Annotated in this window: 14 protein-coding genes and 1 tRNA gene; 1 reads left to right on the top strand and 14 read right to left on the bottom strand. The window is 63.7% G+C overall.

The window, feature by feature from the left end:
* Positions 1-13 precede the first annotated feature (13 nt).
* Positions 14-397, top strand: coding sequence for a PD-(D/E)XK family putative nuclease (locus AB7C87_RS05155; RefSeq protein WP_369728328.1), 384 nt, complete (start codon positions 14-16; stop codon positions 395-397).
* A gap of 446 nt (positions 398-843) precedes the next feature.
* Here AB7C87_RS05155 and AB7C87_RS05160 read toward each other — a convergent pair whose 3' ends face one another.
* The 14 genes from AB7C87_RS05160 to AB7C87_RS05225 form a co-directional block, all read right to left on the bottom strand.
* Positions 844-2,496: a DUF7845 domain-containing protein gene (locus tag AB7C87_RS05160; protein ID WP_369728329.1), complete on the bottom strand. Its 1,653-nt coding sequence runs from the start codon at positions 2,494-2,496 to the stop codon at positions 844-846.
* A gap of 228 nt (positions 2,497-2,724) precedes the next feature.
* The gene (locus AB7C87_RS05165) at positions 2,725-2,859 is read right to left on the bottom strand and encodes a hypothetical protein (protein ID WP_369728330.1); all 135 of its coding nucleotides are present in this window, start codon (positions 2,857-2,859) and stop codon (positions 2,725-2,727) included.
* On the bottom strand, positions 2,852-3,091 hold the full coding sequence (locus tag AB7C87_RS05170) for a DUF7563 family protein (protein WP_369728331.1): 240 nt from the start codon (positions 3,089-3,091) through the stop codon (positions 2,852-2,854). Before AB7C87_RS05170 ends, AB7C87_RS05165 begins: the two co-directional genes overlap by 8 nt.
* A gap of 168 nt (positions 3,092-3,259) precedes the next feature.
* Positions 3,260-3,331 (bottom strand) — tRNA-Ala (locus AB7C87_RS05175).
* Positions 3,332-3,447: 116 nt separating this feature from the next.
* Positions 3,448-4,092 (bottom strand): hypothetical protein, encoded by a 645-nt coding sequence (locus AB7C87_RS05180; RefSeq protein WP_369728332.1) that lies wholly within the window; start codon positions 4,090-4,092, stop codon positions 3,448-3,450.
* Positions 4,093-4,416: 324 nt separating this feature from the next.
* Positions 4,417-5,106, bottom strand: a complete 690-nt coding sequence (locus tag AB7C87_RS05185) for a rhomboid family intramembrane serine protease (protein WP_369728333.1) — start codon at positions 5,104-5,106, stop codon at positions 4,417-4,419.
* Positions 5,107-5,231: 125 nt separating this feature from the next.
* Entirely contained in the window at positions 5,232-5,543 is a 312-nt protein-coding gene (gene rpsJ, locus AB7C87_RS05190) for a 30S ribosomal protein S10 (protein ID WP_124178671.1), read from the bottom strand.
* Positions 5,544-6,806 carry a translation elongation factor EF-1 subunit alpha gene (gene tuf / locus AB7C87_RS05195; RefSeq protein ID WP_369728334.1) on the bottom strand — a complete coding sequence of 421 codons (1,263 nt, stop codon included), beginning with the start codon at positions 6,804-6,806 and terminating at the stop codon, positions 5,544-5,546.
* Positions 6,807-6,982: 176 nt separating this feature from the next.
* Positions 6,983-7,222, bottom strand: coding sequence for a hypothetical protein (locus AB7C87_RS05200; protein WP_369728335.1), 240 nt, complete (start codon positions 7,220-7,222; stop codon positions 6,983-6,985).
* 229 nt (positions 7,223-7,451) lie between these two features.
* The gene (locus tag AB7C87_RS05205; RefSeq protein ID WP_369728336.1) at positions 7,452-8,393 is read right to left on the bottom strand and encodes a homoserine dehydrogenase; all 942 of its coding nucleotides are present in this window, start codon (positions 8,391-8,393) and stop codon (positions 7,452-7,454) included.
* Positions 8,390-8,986, bottom strand: a complete 597-nt coding sequence (locus tag AB7C87_RS05210) for an amino acid-binding protein (RefSeq protein WP_369728337.1) — start codon at positions 8,984-8,986, stop codon at positions 8,390-8,392. The genes AB7C87_RS05205 and AB7C87_RS05210 overlap by 4 nt, the downstream gene beginning before the upstream one ends.
* 319 nt (positions 8,987-9,305) lie before the next feature.
* Positions 9,306-9,671: a NifU family protein gene (locus AB7C87_RS05215; protein ID WP_369728338.1), complete on the bottom strand. Its 366-nt coding sequence runs from the start codon at positions 9,669-9,671 to the stop codon at positions 9,306-9,308.
* Between the two features lie 101 nt (positions 9,672-9,772).
* The gene (locus AB7C87_RS05220) at positions 9,773-11,323 is read right to left on the bottom strand and encodes an LVIVD repeat-containing protein (RefSeq protein ID WP_369728339.1); all 1,551 of its coding nucleotides are present in this window, start codon (positions 11,321-11,323) and stop codon (positions 9,773-9,775) included.
* A 105-nt stretch (positions 11,324-11,428) separates the two neighbouring features.
* Entirely contained in the window at positions 11,429-12,406 is a 978-nt protein-coding gene (locus AB7C87_RS05225; RefSeq protein WP_369728340.1) for an ROK family protein, read from the bottom strand.
* Between the last annotated feature and the right edge of the window lie 2 nt (positions 12,407-12,408).

Genomic DNA, 12,408 nt, shown 5'->3' on the forward strand with positions numbered 1-12,408 from the left:
GCGCGTGGTCCGCGTGAATCGTTCGAAGCGAGCCAACCACTTCGGCACGATCTGCGAGAAGCGGATGGCGAAGAAGCGGCGGTTCGACCTCGAGCGATCGTCGTGGCACGATGCCCGCTTTCAGAACGGTACCCCCGTCGAAATTAAGAGTACGATGCTTGAGCACAGCGACGGCCAGCCGGGAAACTTCAAAATCTATCGGGCGTACCACGACCGACTCCGACAGGCCGACGGATGGTACTGTTTCGTCGTCTACCGGCCACACGGGCGGTCCGGTTGCACGATCGTGAAAGACAAGATGGTTCGATCGAGTGATCTTCCGTTGCTCCGCTGGCACGGTGGCGGTGATCACCGCGGAACTGAGCAAGCTAAAATTTCGATTGGCGACGTATTCTAACTCCTCCTAAGCGGATTCGACAACACTCGTTATCGAGGTACTGGCCACCCACAATACTACCGCAGAGTCGATTTGCGGTGTGGTATCGGCCAATTCGTCTTCCCTGGAGCGCGGCGCGCGCTCTGCGCGCCGCGCAATTGCCCTGCCCCCTTAGGGGCACCTACCGTAGGGGTGCTTGCTAGTCGCGGTGCGCGAATGCCGGCCCAAATCATCCGATTTAGGGCCTGTAAGCCGGGTATTATGCCGGTTCGTTTCCATGCCTCGGGCGCCGAAACTGGCCGATGCTCGAGCAGACTTCCTCGTTAACACCCGTGTGAAAGTGAAATTTAGGTCGAATAACAGACGTGTCGGTTAGGAAAACAAGCAACACTGTCACGAAGGGGTGAAAGAAAGAGACGAAACCGACTACTGTAGCTATTCACCGGGCGAACCCGGCCGACGACGACCTACCGTAATGGCGGCGGCAGTTCGTCGCGACGGACTCGGACGTCGCGATCGTCGAGCCGGTCGCACTCAATCAGGTAGGCGACGTCGTGGATGGACGCACTGAGCCGCGCCAGGTACTCGAAGCCGGTCCCATCGGCGCTGTTCGCGTCCTCGTCGTCCGTGTCGGCCGGCTCGGCCTCTCCGTCCTCCTGTTGGTTCTCGCGTCGCTCACGGCGTTCCTCAGCCCGCTCGTCGCGGTCTTCCACTGTATCGTTCGGCCGGACCTCGCGAAGAATCTCACGCGCTCGCTCGAGGACGACCTCGGAGACGAAGTAGACCATCACCGGATTCCCCTTCCGGTAAACGATCCCCTCCTCGGCGAGTCGTCGGACGTGGTACCGCACCGTCGATCTCGCCAGCCCAGTCCGTTCCTCCAGGGCGTCGTAGTTCGCCCCGTCGTGCTCGGCGATCACGCGCAGGATGTCGTAGACGGCCGTCGTGGACTCTTTCAGTGCCTCGCGGTAGATGTCGGTCGCCAGATCCTCGTACCGACGTTTGAGCATTCGACGACGGCCCGTTGGCCGCTCGAAGTCCCACGGCTCAGACTGTGCACCGTCGAAATAGTCGTCCGCAACGAGGTCTGACCGTTCGATCCCGGCCCACTGCGCGTGCGTCGCGACGACCGTCCGCAGGTGCTCGAGAACGTCGTCCCACTCGGAAACGTGCGGGAGCTTCCCCCGGTCGACGCCAGCGTACGACGCCTCGAGCTTCGGATGGTGAGCGTAGTGGCTTCGAGGCTTCCGGTGCCAATCGGTCGCCTGATAGACCTTCACCTCGGTGCTGTACCGCTGCGGATCGAAGCCGAGCAGGTGCCACCGGTCGCTCGAGAATACCCACTCGAGCCAGCCTTCTTTCTGACGCTTCTGGTGAGCCTCGATCTCCGAATCTCCGCCCCAATCGATGAGTGCTTTCGACTGGTCCAGCGTCTCGATCAGCGGCGCTTTCTTGTCGATGTCGAACCGAATATGCGCCTCGGCTTTCGGAAGTCGACGAGCCTCGTCGACGCGATCGTCCAGGTCGAGCGCGGCGGCACCATACACCGCACGGAGGGCGTCGTACATCCGGCGCTCGATTTCGTACGGATCTTCAGCCCACGTTGTCCAGCCCACCAGCCGGGTTCCCTCGCCGTAGGGACACTCGAGCGGGTCGCCGCTCTTGTAGACCATCTGTTCGAATTGCGGGATGACTTCGACGTGCAGAGCCAGCGGTGGCTTTCGGAACGTAAGTTCGCCGTTGTCATCGACGTCGTACTCTCTGAGTTTGAGGTGCTGCTGATAGTACGCTCGATAGTCGTCACCGGTCCCGGTCCCGGCTTTCCACCGCGAAGACGTCAAGACGAGCGCGTATTTTCCGTCCGGAAGCCACTCGGCGTCAAAGTCTTCGACGGCCAGATACGGTTCTTCTGCGACGTCACCGACGTGCTCTCGCCAGTAGGTGAGTGCCCGATCGTACAGAGTGCCACGGTCGGTGGCTCGATCGGGATCTGGATTCACGATGTCGGCGAGATGGTTACTGACCGCCGCACCATGGGCTCGAGGAAGGGGGAACGTGTCGGCTTCGGACCCGGTAACGTCATCGAACTGTACCGGGTCATCGGAGACGTCCACACTCATCGTTTGTCCCCGTCCTCAGATCCACGGCCGACGAGATCGGCCCCGCACTCCGAACAGCGGTACACCTTCTCGCTTACACCGCCACAGACCGGACACTTCGTCAGCGACGGACTCACAGCGGACCACCTTGAGCGCGGCGCGCTTCTCGAGCACAGTCCGGACAGAGACGGCTCGTCGCAGGGACAGGCTCGTCGCACCGCTCACACTCGGTAGAATCGACAAGGCGTGTCACGCTTGCTCACCTCGCGTTGCGACGGCTTCGCGGACCTCTGAGTCGTTCGCTTGGTAGGCCGGGTGAACCAGCGGCGTGCGAGTTTCGACGTCGTAGAACTCGCTTGCAGGGACGAACAACGGCCTATACATCGGGCTCACCTCCGTGACGCCCCTCCGACGTCTCTGGATCAGGAATCGAAACGTCGAGACCGGCGGCGGACCCTCGGCTCAGCCGAGCGTAGGTGTCGCACTCGCCGCACCGGTGGGCGCGGTCGCGATCGTCACCGAAGACCCGAGCGAATTGCTCGGTGATATGAGCACCACAATGCTGACAAGTATTGGAACTTACCTGTCTGCCAAATGACGAACTCACGCCAACCACCCCCAATTTCCCTCGGAGTAATCGCAATACGGCGTCGGGGCGGATTCGGATTTGTTCGTCCTTCGATTCTCAGCGGGAGTTTGTACGCTACTCTCCCAAGCGCAAAATTCCGGCTCGGTCGCTCTCGAGGCAGTTACCGGTACACTTCGAGAAACGTCCGTACTGCTATGGACTCGCCGGGATTTGAACCCGGGGCCTCTTCCTTGCGAAGGAAGCGATCTGCCACTGATCTACGAGCCCTCGACCATTTCTAACCCGGGTTTGTATTTGTAGCTTGTGTTTCAACCATGGCGTGGGAGGTCTTCTCGAGATCCGAGTAAGCAGTGCGCTCGAGAATAGCTCGGCTCGAGCGTCGGTCATCGACCGATCCCTCGTGGAATGTCGCGGACTCGGTCCTCGCGTTCGCGTTCGCCGAGGACGTACATGATCTCGATCGCGCCGCCGAACAGGAAACCGAGGAAGTGATGGAAGTGGCCGATGTTGGTCGAACCGCCGGCGAGGACGAAGATGAAGAGGAACGCGCCGGCGACCGGGACGAGCGCACCCGCCACCGCGGCCTGGAGGGTCTCTGTCGAGGCGTTTTGCATTGCATATCCCGTCGATCGGACGAGTGTGGCGGCGGCGACGGCCAGCACTGTGCTACTTAGTCCGAAACCGATCTGTCCCATCGCGAGCGCGATGACGGTCGCCAGTACGTTGGCTGTCACCGCGATCGCGAGGACGTGTTTGTCGCTCGTGAGCCAGGCCAGGACGGCGGCGAACGGGAGCCACAACTGAACGTTCCCGGAGTAGTGTGCCCAGTCGGAGTGGACGAACATATTCGACACGTAGTAGAACGGATTGAGTACGACCTGGATGAACGAGGGGTCCGGAAAAACGTGGACGCGCCAGATCCCGTTCACCGCGAGAATCGTACACACCATGGCGACGGCGATGGCGGTCCACGGAACGTACGGGAATAGCTTCGCCCCGAACGTTTTCGTGCGGTTCAGTGGGTTCATCGATGACAGCTCGGTGGCTTACGTTTTTAGGTTCCAGACAAGTACCTGACTATTCGGGGGCGAAAGAATCGGGAGTCAGTATGTTCCGTCGGCGAACTATCGTCGAAGCCGTTCGATTCGCTTTTCGGTCGGTGGATGGGTTCGGAACGGATTGGTGTCGGTCGCTGGTGGAAGGATGTCCAGGGTAGTTATCGACTGCTCCCAGGTCCGGAGATCCGTATCCAGGGTTTGCCCGACGGCGGTCCTCGAGCGCGCTCGCGAGTGTCGCCGGCAGTCGACGCTACTAACCGTCGACTACGGCCTCACATCGGACAGATCAAGAGATCACGCCGGCCGTCGGTCGGTGGTCGACTCCGACGGTACGAACAGTACGCGAGCGCGACCCGCGATTAGCCCGAGTAAGAACCCGACGAAGTGTGCGACCAGCGCCGTTCGAGGTGCGGCGGTCGCGATGGTGACCGCGGCGGCGAGTGCGAGGAAAACGACGGCGGCGAGCCAGCGGGGAACGTCGACGAACGACACCAGTCCGGCCGACAGTCGACTCGACGCGATCAGATATCCCAGAAGGGCGAAAACGGCGCCGCTGGCGCCGAGGACACCCGGCGACGGCTGGACGTACACCATCGGAATCGAGGCGGCAAACGCGGTCAGGGTGATCTGAGAGATGCCCGCGATCGCACCCGTAATCAAAAAGAACGTGTGAAATCGCAGCCGCGTCGTCGCTCGAGCGACGGGCCAGCCGAAGACGACGAGCGCGACGCTGTTCGAGAGGAGGTGCCAGAGATCGCTGTGAGCGTAGACGCTCGTAACGATGGTCCACGGGTTGTGCTCGATCGGTGGCGTGAGGATGAACAGGCCGGTCATCACGCCCGCGAGCGCGGTCACACCCTGGAGGACGAAGACGACGACGAAGACGACGAGCAGTTCGAAGATGGGACTCGAGGAACCCGAATTGGGCTGGTCGTTCGACGCCGACCGCGAACCTGCACTCGAGGCCGACCGCAAGCGATCCATACCGGTACTGCGACGGCGAGTGCCAAAAGTCCCCACGAGGTGTATCGGTTGGCGGACGCTCCATACCGGTTGCTACGTGCGTGAGAGAAAACGTAAAATCCGCAAATTGGGGATCGCGATCGGCCCTAGTTGTCTTCGAGGACGATCTCGATCGAGACGTCGTTTGGCACCTGAATGCGCATGAGCTGTCGGAGTGCGCGTTCGTCGGCGTCCAGATCGATCAGGCGCTTGTGGACGCGCATCTCCCAGTGCTCCCACGTCGCAGTGCCTTCGCCGTCAGGCGACTTCCGGGTCGGCACCTCGAGGGTCTTGGTCGGCAGCGGGATCGGACCGCTGAGGTTGACGCCGGTGTTGTTCGCGATCTCGCGGACGTCGTCGCAGATGTCGTCCAAGTCGTCTGGACTCGTGCCCGCGAGTCGAACGCGTGCCTGCTGCATTTATTTCTCGTCGACGCTTAGGACCTTGCCGGCCGCGATGGTCTGACCCATGTCGCGGATGGCGAAGCTCCCGAGTTCTGGGATCTCGCTGGACGGCTCGATGCTGAGGGGCTTCTGTGGTCGGATGGTGACCACAGCCGCGTCGCCCGACTGGATGAAGTCGGGGTTCTCCTCGGCGACCTCGCCGCTTGCTGGGTCCATCTTCTTGTCGATGGACTCGATCGTACAGGCGACCTGCGAGGTGTGAGCGTGGAAGACCGGCGTGTATCCGGCCGTGATCACGCTTGGGTGTTGCATGACGACGATCTGTGCCTGGAAGGTCTCGGCGACCTTCGGTGGGTCGTCGGCGGGGCCACAAACGTCACCGCGGCGGATGTCGTCCTTGCCGATGCCGCGGACGTTGAATCCGACGTTGTCGCCGGGTTCGGCCTTCGGCACTTCCTCGTGGTGCATCTCGATCGTCTTCACTTCGCCGCCCACGTCGCTGGGCTGGAAGGAGACGTTGTCGCCGATGTTCATGACACCGGTCTCGATACGTCCGACGGGGACGGTACCGATACCCGAGATGGTGTAGACGTCCTGGATTGGGAGGCGGAGCGAGGCGTCCGTCGGTGGCTCAGGCTCCGGCAGGTCGTTGAGTGCCTCGAGCAGGATTTCGCCGTCGTACCACGACGTGTTGTCGGAGGCCTCGGCGATGTTGTCGCCTTCGAACGCCGAGATCGGGATGAACGAGGCGTCGTCGGTGTTGAACTGAACCTGCTTGAGCAGCTGGGTGACTTCCTCGACGACGTCGTCGTAGGTGTCTTCTTTGTAGTCGACGACGTCCATCTTGTTGATGCCGATGATGAGCTCGTCGATGCCCAGCGTGCGGGCGAGGAAGACGTGCTCCTGGGTCTGCGGTGCGACACCGTCGTCAGCGGCGACGACGAGGACCGCGTTGTCGGCCTGGCTCGCGCCAGTGATCATGTTCTTGACGAAGTCGCGGTGGCCAGGACAGTCGACGATAGTGAAGTCGTACTCGTCGGTCGAGAACTCCTGGTGGGCGATGTCGATGGTGACACCGCGTTCGCGCTCTTCGGCGAGGTTGTCCATGACGTAGGCGAACTCGAATCCGCCTTTGCCCTTCTCCTCGGCTTCTTCGCGGTGCTGTTCGATGACGTGCTCTGGTACGCTCCCCGTCTCGTAGAGGAGGCGTCCCACGAGCGTACTCTTCCCGTGGTCGACGTGACCGATGATGGCCAGGTTCTGGTGTCGTTCGCTCATTGTTGTAGCTCACGCGCAGAGGCGCTTATATCGGTCTTGTTCGCCCGTTGCGGTTAAAACCATTTCGAAAGTGCGTTCAGTCCAACCCGGCGCCCTCTTGCGGTTTGTGTGTAATTCACACGGGACAGACGGTTCGCGCTCGTCCGCCCCGATGCTCGATCGGTGGGAAGAGGTGGTCACTCCGTCACGACGAGATACGCGCCGGCGAGGGCGAAGACGATCGATGCCACGGTAACGGCGGTGTCCATCCAGTCGACCAGCCCGGAAATCGAACTCCTGGCGAGGATAAACGCGACCGAGACGAACAGACACGATAGTCCGAGCGCGTTCCGACGCCTATCGCGGCGCCAGGCGTTGATTACGCCGGCCGCCAGCAGAACGAACGAGATCGCGTAAATGATCGTGATACTTTCCATACGAGAGGTGATCGGGGCTGTTGTAAATCGTTTCCGGCGCACGATGGACTCGTCTACGGGGGGTACGGATACCCAGGCCGTACGAGACGACGGAAAGTAATCCCGTACGAGACGGCGGAAAGTGGTGGAGACGGCGGAAAGTGGTGGAGACGACGGGAACGAGCCTCGAGAAACAAAAACGATCCCGAAAACCGAATCTATCGACGACCGTATCGCCCGCTCCGAGAGCTTACTCGAGTCGGCCGACGTCCGAGAGCACGGCGGTCGCGGTTTCGGGACCGCCGGCGCCCCGGCCGCTCGAGTGGAGCGAGCCGGCGTGACGGGTCTCGATCTGGACGATGTTTCGCGTCCCGGAGACGGCCAGCGCGCCGTTTTCGGGGACGAGTCGAGGGCCGACGCGGACGCTCTCCCGGGTGGCCTCGCCGATGAGTCGGATCGTCCGGCCGTCCTCGGCGGCGAGGTCGAGTGCGCTTCCAGGTACGTTTTGAATGCCCTCGACGGTGGCGTCGGAAAGTGAGAAGCCGCCGTCGGCGAGCACGTTCGCGAGGATGACGAACTTGAGCGCGGCGTCGGTGCCGTCGACGTCGAACGTCGGGTCGGCCTCCGCGACGCCTAAATCCTGGGCCTCCGCGAGGACGTGTTCGTAATCGAGTCCCTCGGCGGCCATTCGGGTGAGGATGAAGTTCGCGGTGCCGTTTAAGACGCCGCGGGCGGCCGTCACGGCCTGGGGCGTCTCGTCTTCGATCGTCGACAGCACTGGAATCGCGCCGCCGACGGTCGCCTCGAATCGCACCGATCCCGCGCTGTCGGCCTCGAGCGTCCGGAGTTCGTCGTAGCGTTCGGCGACCGGTCCCTTGTTCGCGAGGACGACGTGACGGTCAGCCTCGAGTGCGCGTTTTGTGTGTGAAAAGCCAGGTTCGGCGTCGTCGAGCGTCGTCGGGGTCGCCTCGACGAGTGCGTCGTAGTCGGCCTCGAAGGCGTCCTCGGGTGCACCGGAGCCGACGGGTTCGCCGCCGGCTTTCCGTTCGAGGGCTCGTTCGACGTCGATGCTGTCGTCGTCCGCGACGGCGCTTTTCGAGTCCGCAATCGCGACGACGTCGTGGCCGTACTCGCCGGCGAGGTCGGCGACCGATCGGCCGACGGCACCTGCACCGAGAATCGCGAGTTTCACGCCGTCTCACCCCCGAGAAGCGGTTCGACGACGGTGAGTTCCTTGTCCGAACCGATCGATCGGATCGCCTCGAGCGCCTTGTCGGCGCGCCCGGAGTCGATCGCGAGACGGACGCGCGCGCTGGCGAGGCTTTCGGTTCCTTCGGGTGCGGCGAGCGAGAGGTCGAGGACGACGGCGTCGACCTCGTCTTCGATCCGGGAGAGCGTATCGGAGAGGTCGTTCTCGACGAGGTGACCGACGAGGACGACGCTCACCTCCTCGCCGTAGTGTTCGGCGCCGGCCTGGATGACGTTGACCCCGGCATTCCGAAGCGCGTCGACGATGCCGTCGAATCGATCCGGCGGGCACTCGAGATCCACCTCCACAGGGATGTGCCCGCGCGGCGTCATGTTGCCGCGCTCGTGGTGAATACTCAAGAGATTGCCGCCGTTGTCGGCGATCGGGGCGAGCGCACGGAGCAGTTCGCCCGGTTCGTCGACTAGCTCCAGTCGGACCGTGTAGGCGCGAACGCCGCCGTCTGTCTCGGGTTCGTCTCCGGATTCGTCCGCGGCGTCCTCGACGGGTTCGACGGGTTCCTCAGCGTCGTCGACCATCGTCGTCACCTCCTGCCTTGGGGCATCCACGCGTCCTCATTGTGTACGACTCCGCAATTGACGCGTAAAAGCATATAGGCGTTCCCAAAACTGTCCGCCCGTGTCAACTCCCACCACGCGTCCGACCGCACTCGAGCAGTCGAAAAGTCCCGCTCCCAGACGGACCGCCATCCGCCAGTTCCGGCGTCGACGAACCGTCTCGAGGTCGTGGCGCCCCGTCGGTACGGCGGATCGTCTCATACGGTTTACTGTCGGTCAGTTCCGGTGAGACCGCAACCCGAGCGGCGGCCTTACTGGCAAATCGCGACAGTAATTCGTATCAGAGGTGATCCTTGCCGGGATTCGACGATCCCCAGTCGCCGCGTCCACCTTCCGTGCGATCGATTCCCATGATCGATTCGGCCTGGTCGGGGCCGCCGAGGCTCTCGCGGGCGTCCGGAACGCGGACGGTAATGTCTTCGATCTCGGGCCAGGTGAGCAATTCGGCCTCGATGTTGCTCGTTGTGATGTCGCTGACCGAACAGCCCTTACAGCCGCCGCCGAGTTCGATGATGACCTCGCCGGTCTCGGGGTCGGCCTCCCGAACTGCGCTGGTCCCCCCGTGCATCTGGATGATCGGCATCTCGCGAGTGAGCCACGCCTCGACCCGATCGCGAAGCGCCCCGTCGGTGTCGGATTCCGTCATTGGTCACCCTACGGACTCGAGAAGTGAATAGGTTTGGTCACACGACCGATATCGTCAGGAACGACCCTGATAGACTCCGAAAACGCGGTTGCGACCGGCAGTCACGACGGACCCCGATCGTCCTCCCGCGTGTACCGGCGGAACCACTCGAGGGCGGCGAGGCCGCCTGCGGCCCCGACCGCTCCGGTCGCGGTAAATCCGGGCGTCCGATCCGCGCCGCCGGACGCATCGTCGTCTTCCGCGTCGTCGCTCGCGACAGTCGAGCCGTCGCTACTGTTTGTCGCCGCACCGGTGTCGTCGGATCCGCCGCCGTTCGACGATTCGTTTTCGCCAGCGTCGGGATCGCCGTCGAACTCGAGGGCGTCGAGGTCGGTAAGCGATGGCTGGTCGGCCTGCTCGCCGGAACGGATCGGGAAGGTGTAGAGCGCACCGTCGGTCAGCCCGTGTGGAATTGCGGGCGTCGAACTCGCCACGAACGTCTGGCCGGGTTCGGCGACGCGGGCGGTCCAGAATCCCGCCGTCTCCGGGTCCCGCCACGAGGCGCGTTCGGTCGGCTCGGCGGGGTCGCTCACGTCGTGGATCGTCACGCCACCCTGATACCACGAGGCGTAGAGGTCGCCGTCGCGAAGCTCGAAGTTATGGGCGGTCGTCCACAGCGGTCCGTAGTAGCGCTCGTCGGCGGCTCGCGGCGCGTCGATCGACGCGCGGAACCTCGGTTCCTCGGAATCGCTCACGTCGTAGAGATCGATCCCGCCCGGCCCGTCGGGGTCGTCGCCGCCGGTCGACCACGCTTCCCGGCCGACGGCGAGGAGGTCGCCCGTCTCGTCGACCGCGGCGTAGTGATCGTTGCCCGGCAGGCCGAGCCGAGCATCCCGGTCGTCTTCGACCTCCAGTTGGGACTCGAGGTCCGTCTCGGCGACGTGGGAGACGTACTCGGGTTCGGCGGGGTCGCTCACGTCGAGCAGGTAGGTGCCGGCGTTCCAGTGGGCGAGGTACGCGATCGCGTCGTGGACGTAGACGTCGTGGAGATACCGCGCCTGCCAGTCGACGTCGCGCCAGCCGGGTTCGTGCTCGAGCAACGACCAGCGGCCGATCTCCTCGGCCTCCTCTCCACCGAGGTCGTAGACGACCAGCGGGTTCTCGTCGACGTCGTTCGCGACGACGTACAGCACCTCGCCGTCGAGATAGCAGTTGTGGATGTGAAAGCCCGTCTCGTATGGCTGACCGATTTCGACCGGATCGGCGGGGTCGCTCACGTCGTATCGGACGAAGCCGTGAAAGAACTCGTCGGAGTCGGGGTTGGCCGGCCCCGGAACGACCAGCATCTCGTCGTCGGCTTTGACGTCGAGGATCTGGAGCAACGGCGACCCGTCGGCGTCGATGGCTCGATCCTCGGCGAGGAGTTCGGGCGCTTCGGGGTCGCTGACGTCGACGACCGCAAAGCCAGTCGTCGCGGCGAGGTACGCGACCGAACCGTCGTCGCCGAGGACGGCTTCGGCGGCCCCCTCGACGGAGACGCGACCGAGCGGTTCGTACGATTCCTGGGTCGACGCGCCGGACACCCTCGATCGACCGGCCACAGCACTCGATGTGGGGATGGTCAAGGCAACCGAGGCGACGCCGCCCGTCCGAAGGAACGATCTCCGCCGCATACCCTATCCAGGGGGTGGGTGAATAAATAGCGCGGGGTCACCCCCCGCTCGCCGACGACTCGAGGCGGATTGGCTCTGTGACGCTCCGAGCGGGTCGTCTGCAATTCAGCCCCGGAGACGTCTGCGGTCGCCCGTTCCTTTCGTCATCGCGCTCGCGAGCGCCCCCTCGAGAACGACGTCGTCGCCGAGGTCGGTCACACGGATCTCCGGGACGTTCGACATCACCATCTCGGAGACGCGTTTGCGAATCGGGTCGACGACCAGTTCCTCGTTGTGGAGTGCAACGGCGCCGCCGAAGGAGACGACGATCGGCGCGAACGAGTGGACGACGTTGGCGACGCCGATCGCGTTCCAGTGGGCGAGTTGGTCGATCACGTAGTCGGCCAGTTCGTCGTCGCCCGCCAGTTCGAAGACGTCCCTCGCCGTGAAATCCGGATCCTCGAGCGGAAGCGCGGTCTCGGTCGTCGGATCGTCTTCGGCGAGCAATCGGGCGTAGTCGGGGATGCCGTTGCCCGAGCAGTAGGCCTCCCAGTGGCCGTCGTGGCCACAACCACAGGTCAATCGCCCACGCGGGTCGACGACGCAGTGGCCGACCTCGCCGGCGTTGCCGTCCCAGCCGTCGATGATCTCCCCGTCACAGCAGACGCCGGCACCGATCCCCGAGGAGATGGTGATGTAGACCATGTCGTCTGGGTTTCGCTCGGCGTGGAAGCGCTCGCCGATGACGCCCGCGTTCGTATCGTTGTGGAGGTAGACTTCGTCGCTGTCGATCAGCATCTCGATCGGGCCGGTCAACGGAATGCGATCGATCGAATCCGGCAGGTTCGCGGGGTCGATCACGGCACCCTCCGCGAGGTCGAAGGGGCCGATCGAACCGATTCCCGCGGCGACGATCTCCTCTGGATCGACGCCGGCATCGACACAGGCCTCTCGAAGCGTCTCGAGGACGCCTTCCGTCACGTCGATCCCCGTCGGGCCGCGCGGGGTGGCGTTGCGGCTTCGGCCGATCGCCGTTCCCTCGTCGTCGCCGACGACGGCCCGCACGTTCGTCGCGCCGAGATCGACGCCCGCATAGTAGACCATGC

Source organism: Natrarchaeobius versutus (assembly GCF_041205745.1).
GTDB lineage: Archaea > Halobacteriota > Halobacteria > Halobacteriales > Natrialbaceae > Natrarchaeobius > Natrarchaeobius versutus.

Bases quoted from the DNA above. Each gene is read 5' to 3' on its own strand.
- AB7C87_RS05160 (WP_369728329.1), bottom strand. From the start codon at position 2,496: ATGAGTGTGGACGTCTCCGATGACCCGGTACAGTTCGATGACGTTACC.
- AB7C87_RS05165 (WP_369728330.1), bottom strand. From the start codon at position 2,859: ATGTATAGGCCGTTGTTCGTCCCTGCAAGCGAGTTCTACGACGTCGAA.
- AB7C87_RS05180 (WP_369728332.1), bottom strand. From the start codon at position 4,092: ATGAACCCACTGAACCGCACGAAAACGTTCGGGGCGAAGCTATTCCCG.
- AB7C87_RS05185 (WP_369728333.1), bottom strand. From the start codon at position 5,106: ATGGATCGCTTGCGGTCGGCCTCGAGTGCAGGTTCGCGGTCGGCGTCG.
- rpsJ (WP_124178671.1), bottom strand. From the start codon at position 5,543: ATGCAGCAGGCACGCGTTCGACTCGCGGGCACGAGTCCAGACGACTTG.
- tuf (WP_369728334.1), bottom strand. From the start codon at position 6,806: ATGAGCGAACGACACCAGAACCTGGCCATCATCGGTCACGTCGACCAC.
- AB7C87_RS05200 (WP_369728335.1), bottom strand. From the start codon at position 7,222: ATGGAAAGTATCACGATCATTTACGCGATCTCGTTCGTTCTGCTGGCG.
- AB7C87_RS05210 (WP_369728337.1), bottom strand. From the start codon at position 8,986: ATGGTCGACGACGCTGAGGAACCCGTCGAACCCGTCGAGGACGCCGCG.
- AB7C87_RS05215 (WP_369728338.1), bottom strand. From the start codon at position 9,671: ATGACGGAATCCGACACCGACGGGGCGCTTCGCGATCGGGTCGAGGCG.
- AB7C87_RS05220 (WP_369728339.1), bottom strand. From the start codon at position 11,323: ATGCGGCGGAGATCGTTCCTTCGGACGGGCGGCGTCGCCTCGGTTGCC.
- AB7C87_RS05225 (WP_369728340.1), bottom strand. From the start codon at position 12,406: ATGGTCTACTATGCGGGCGTCGATCTCGGCGCGACGAACGTGCGGGCC.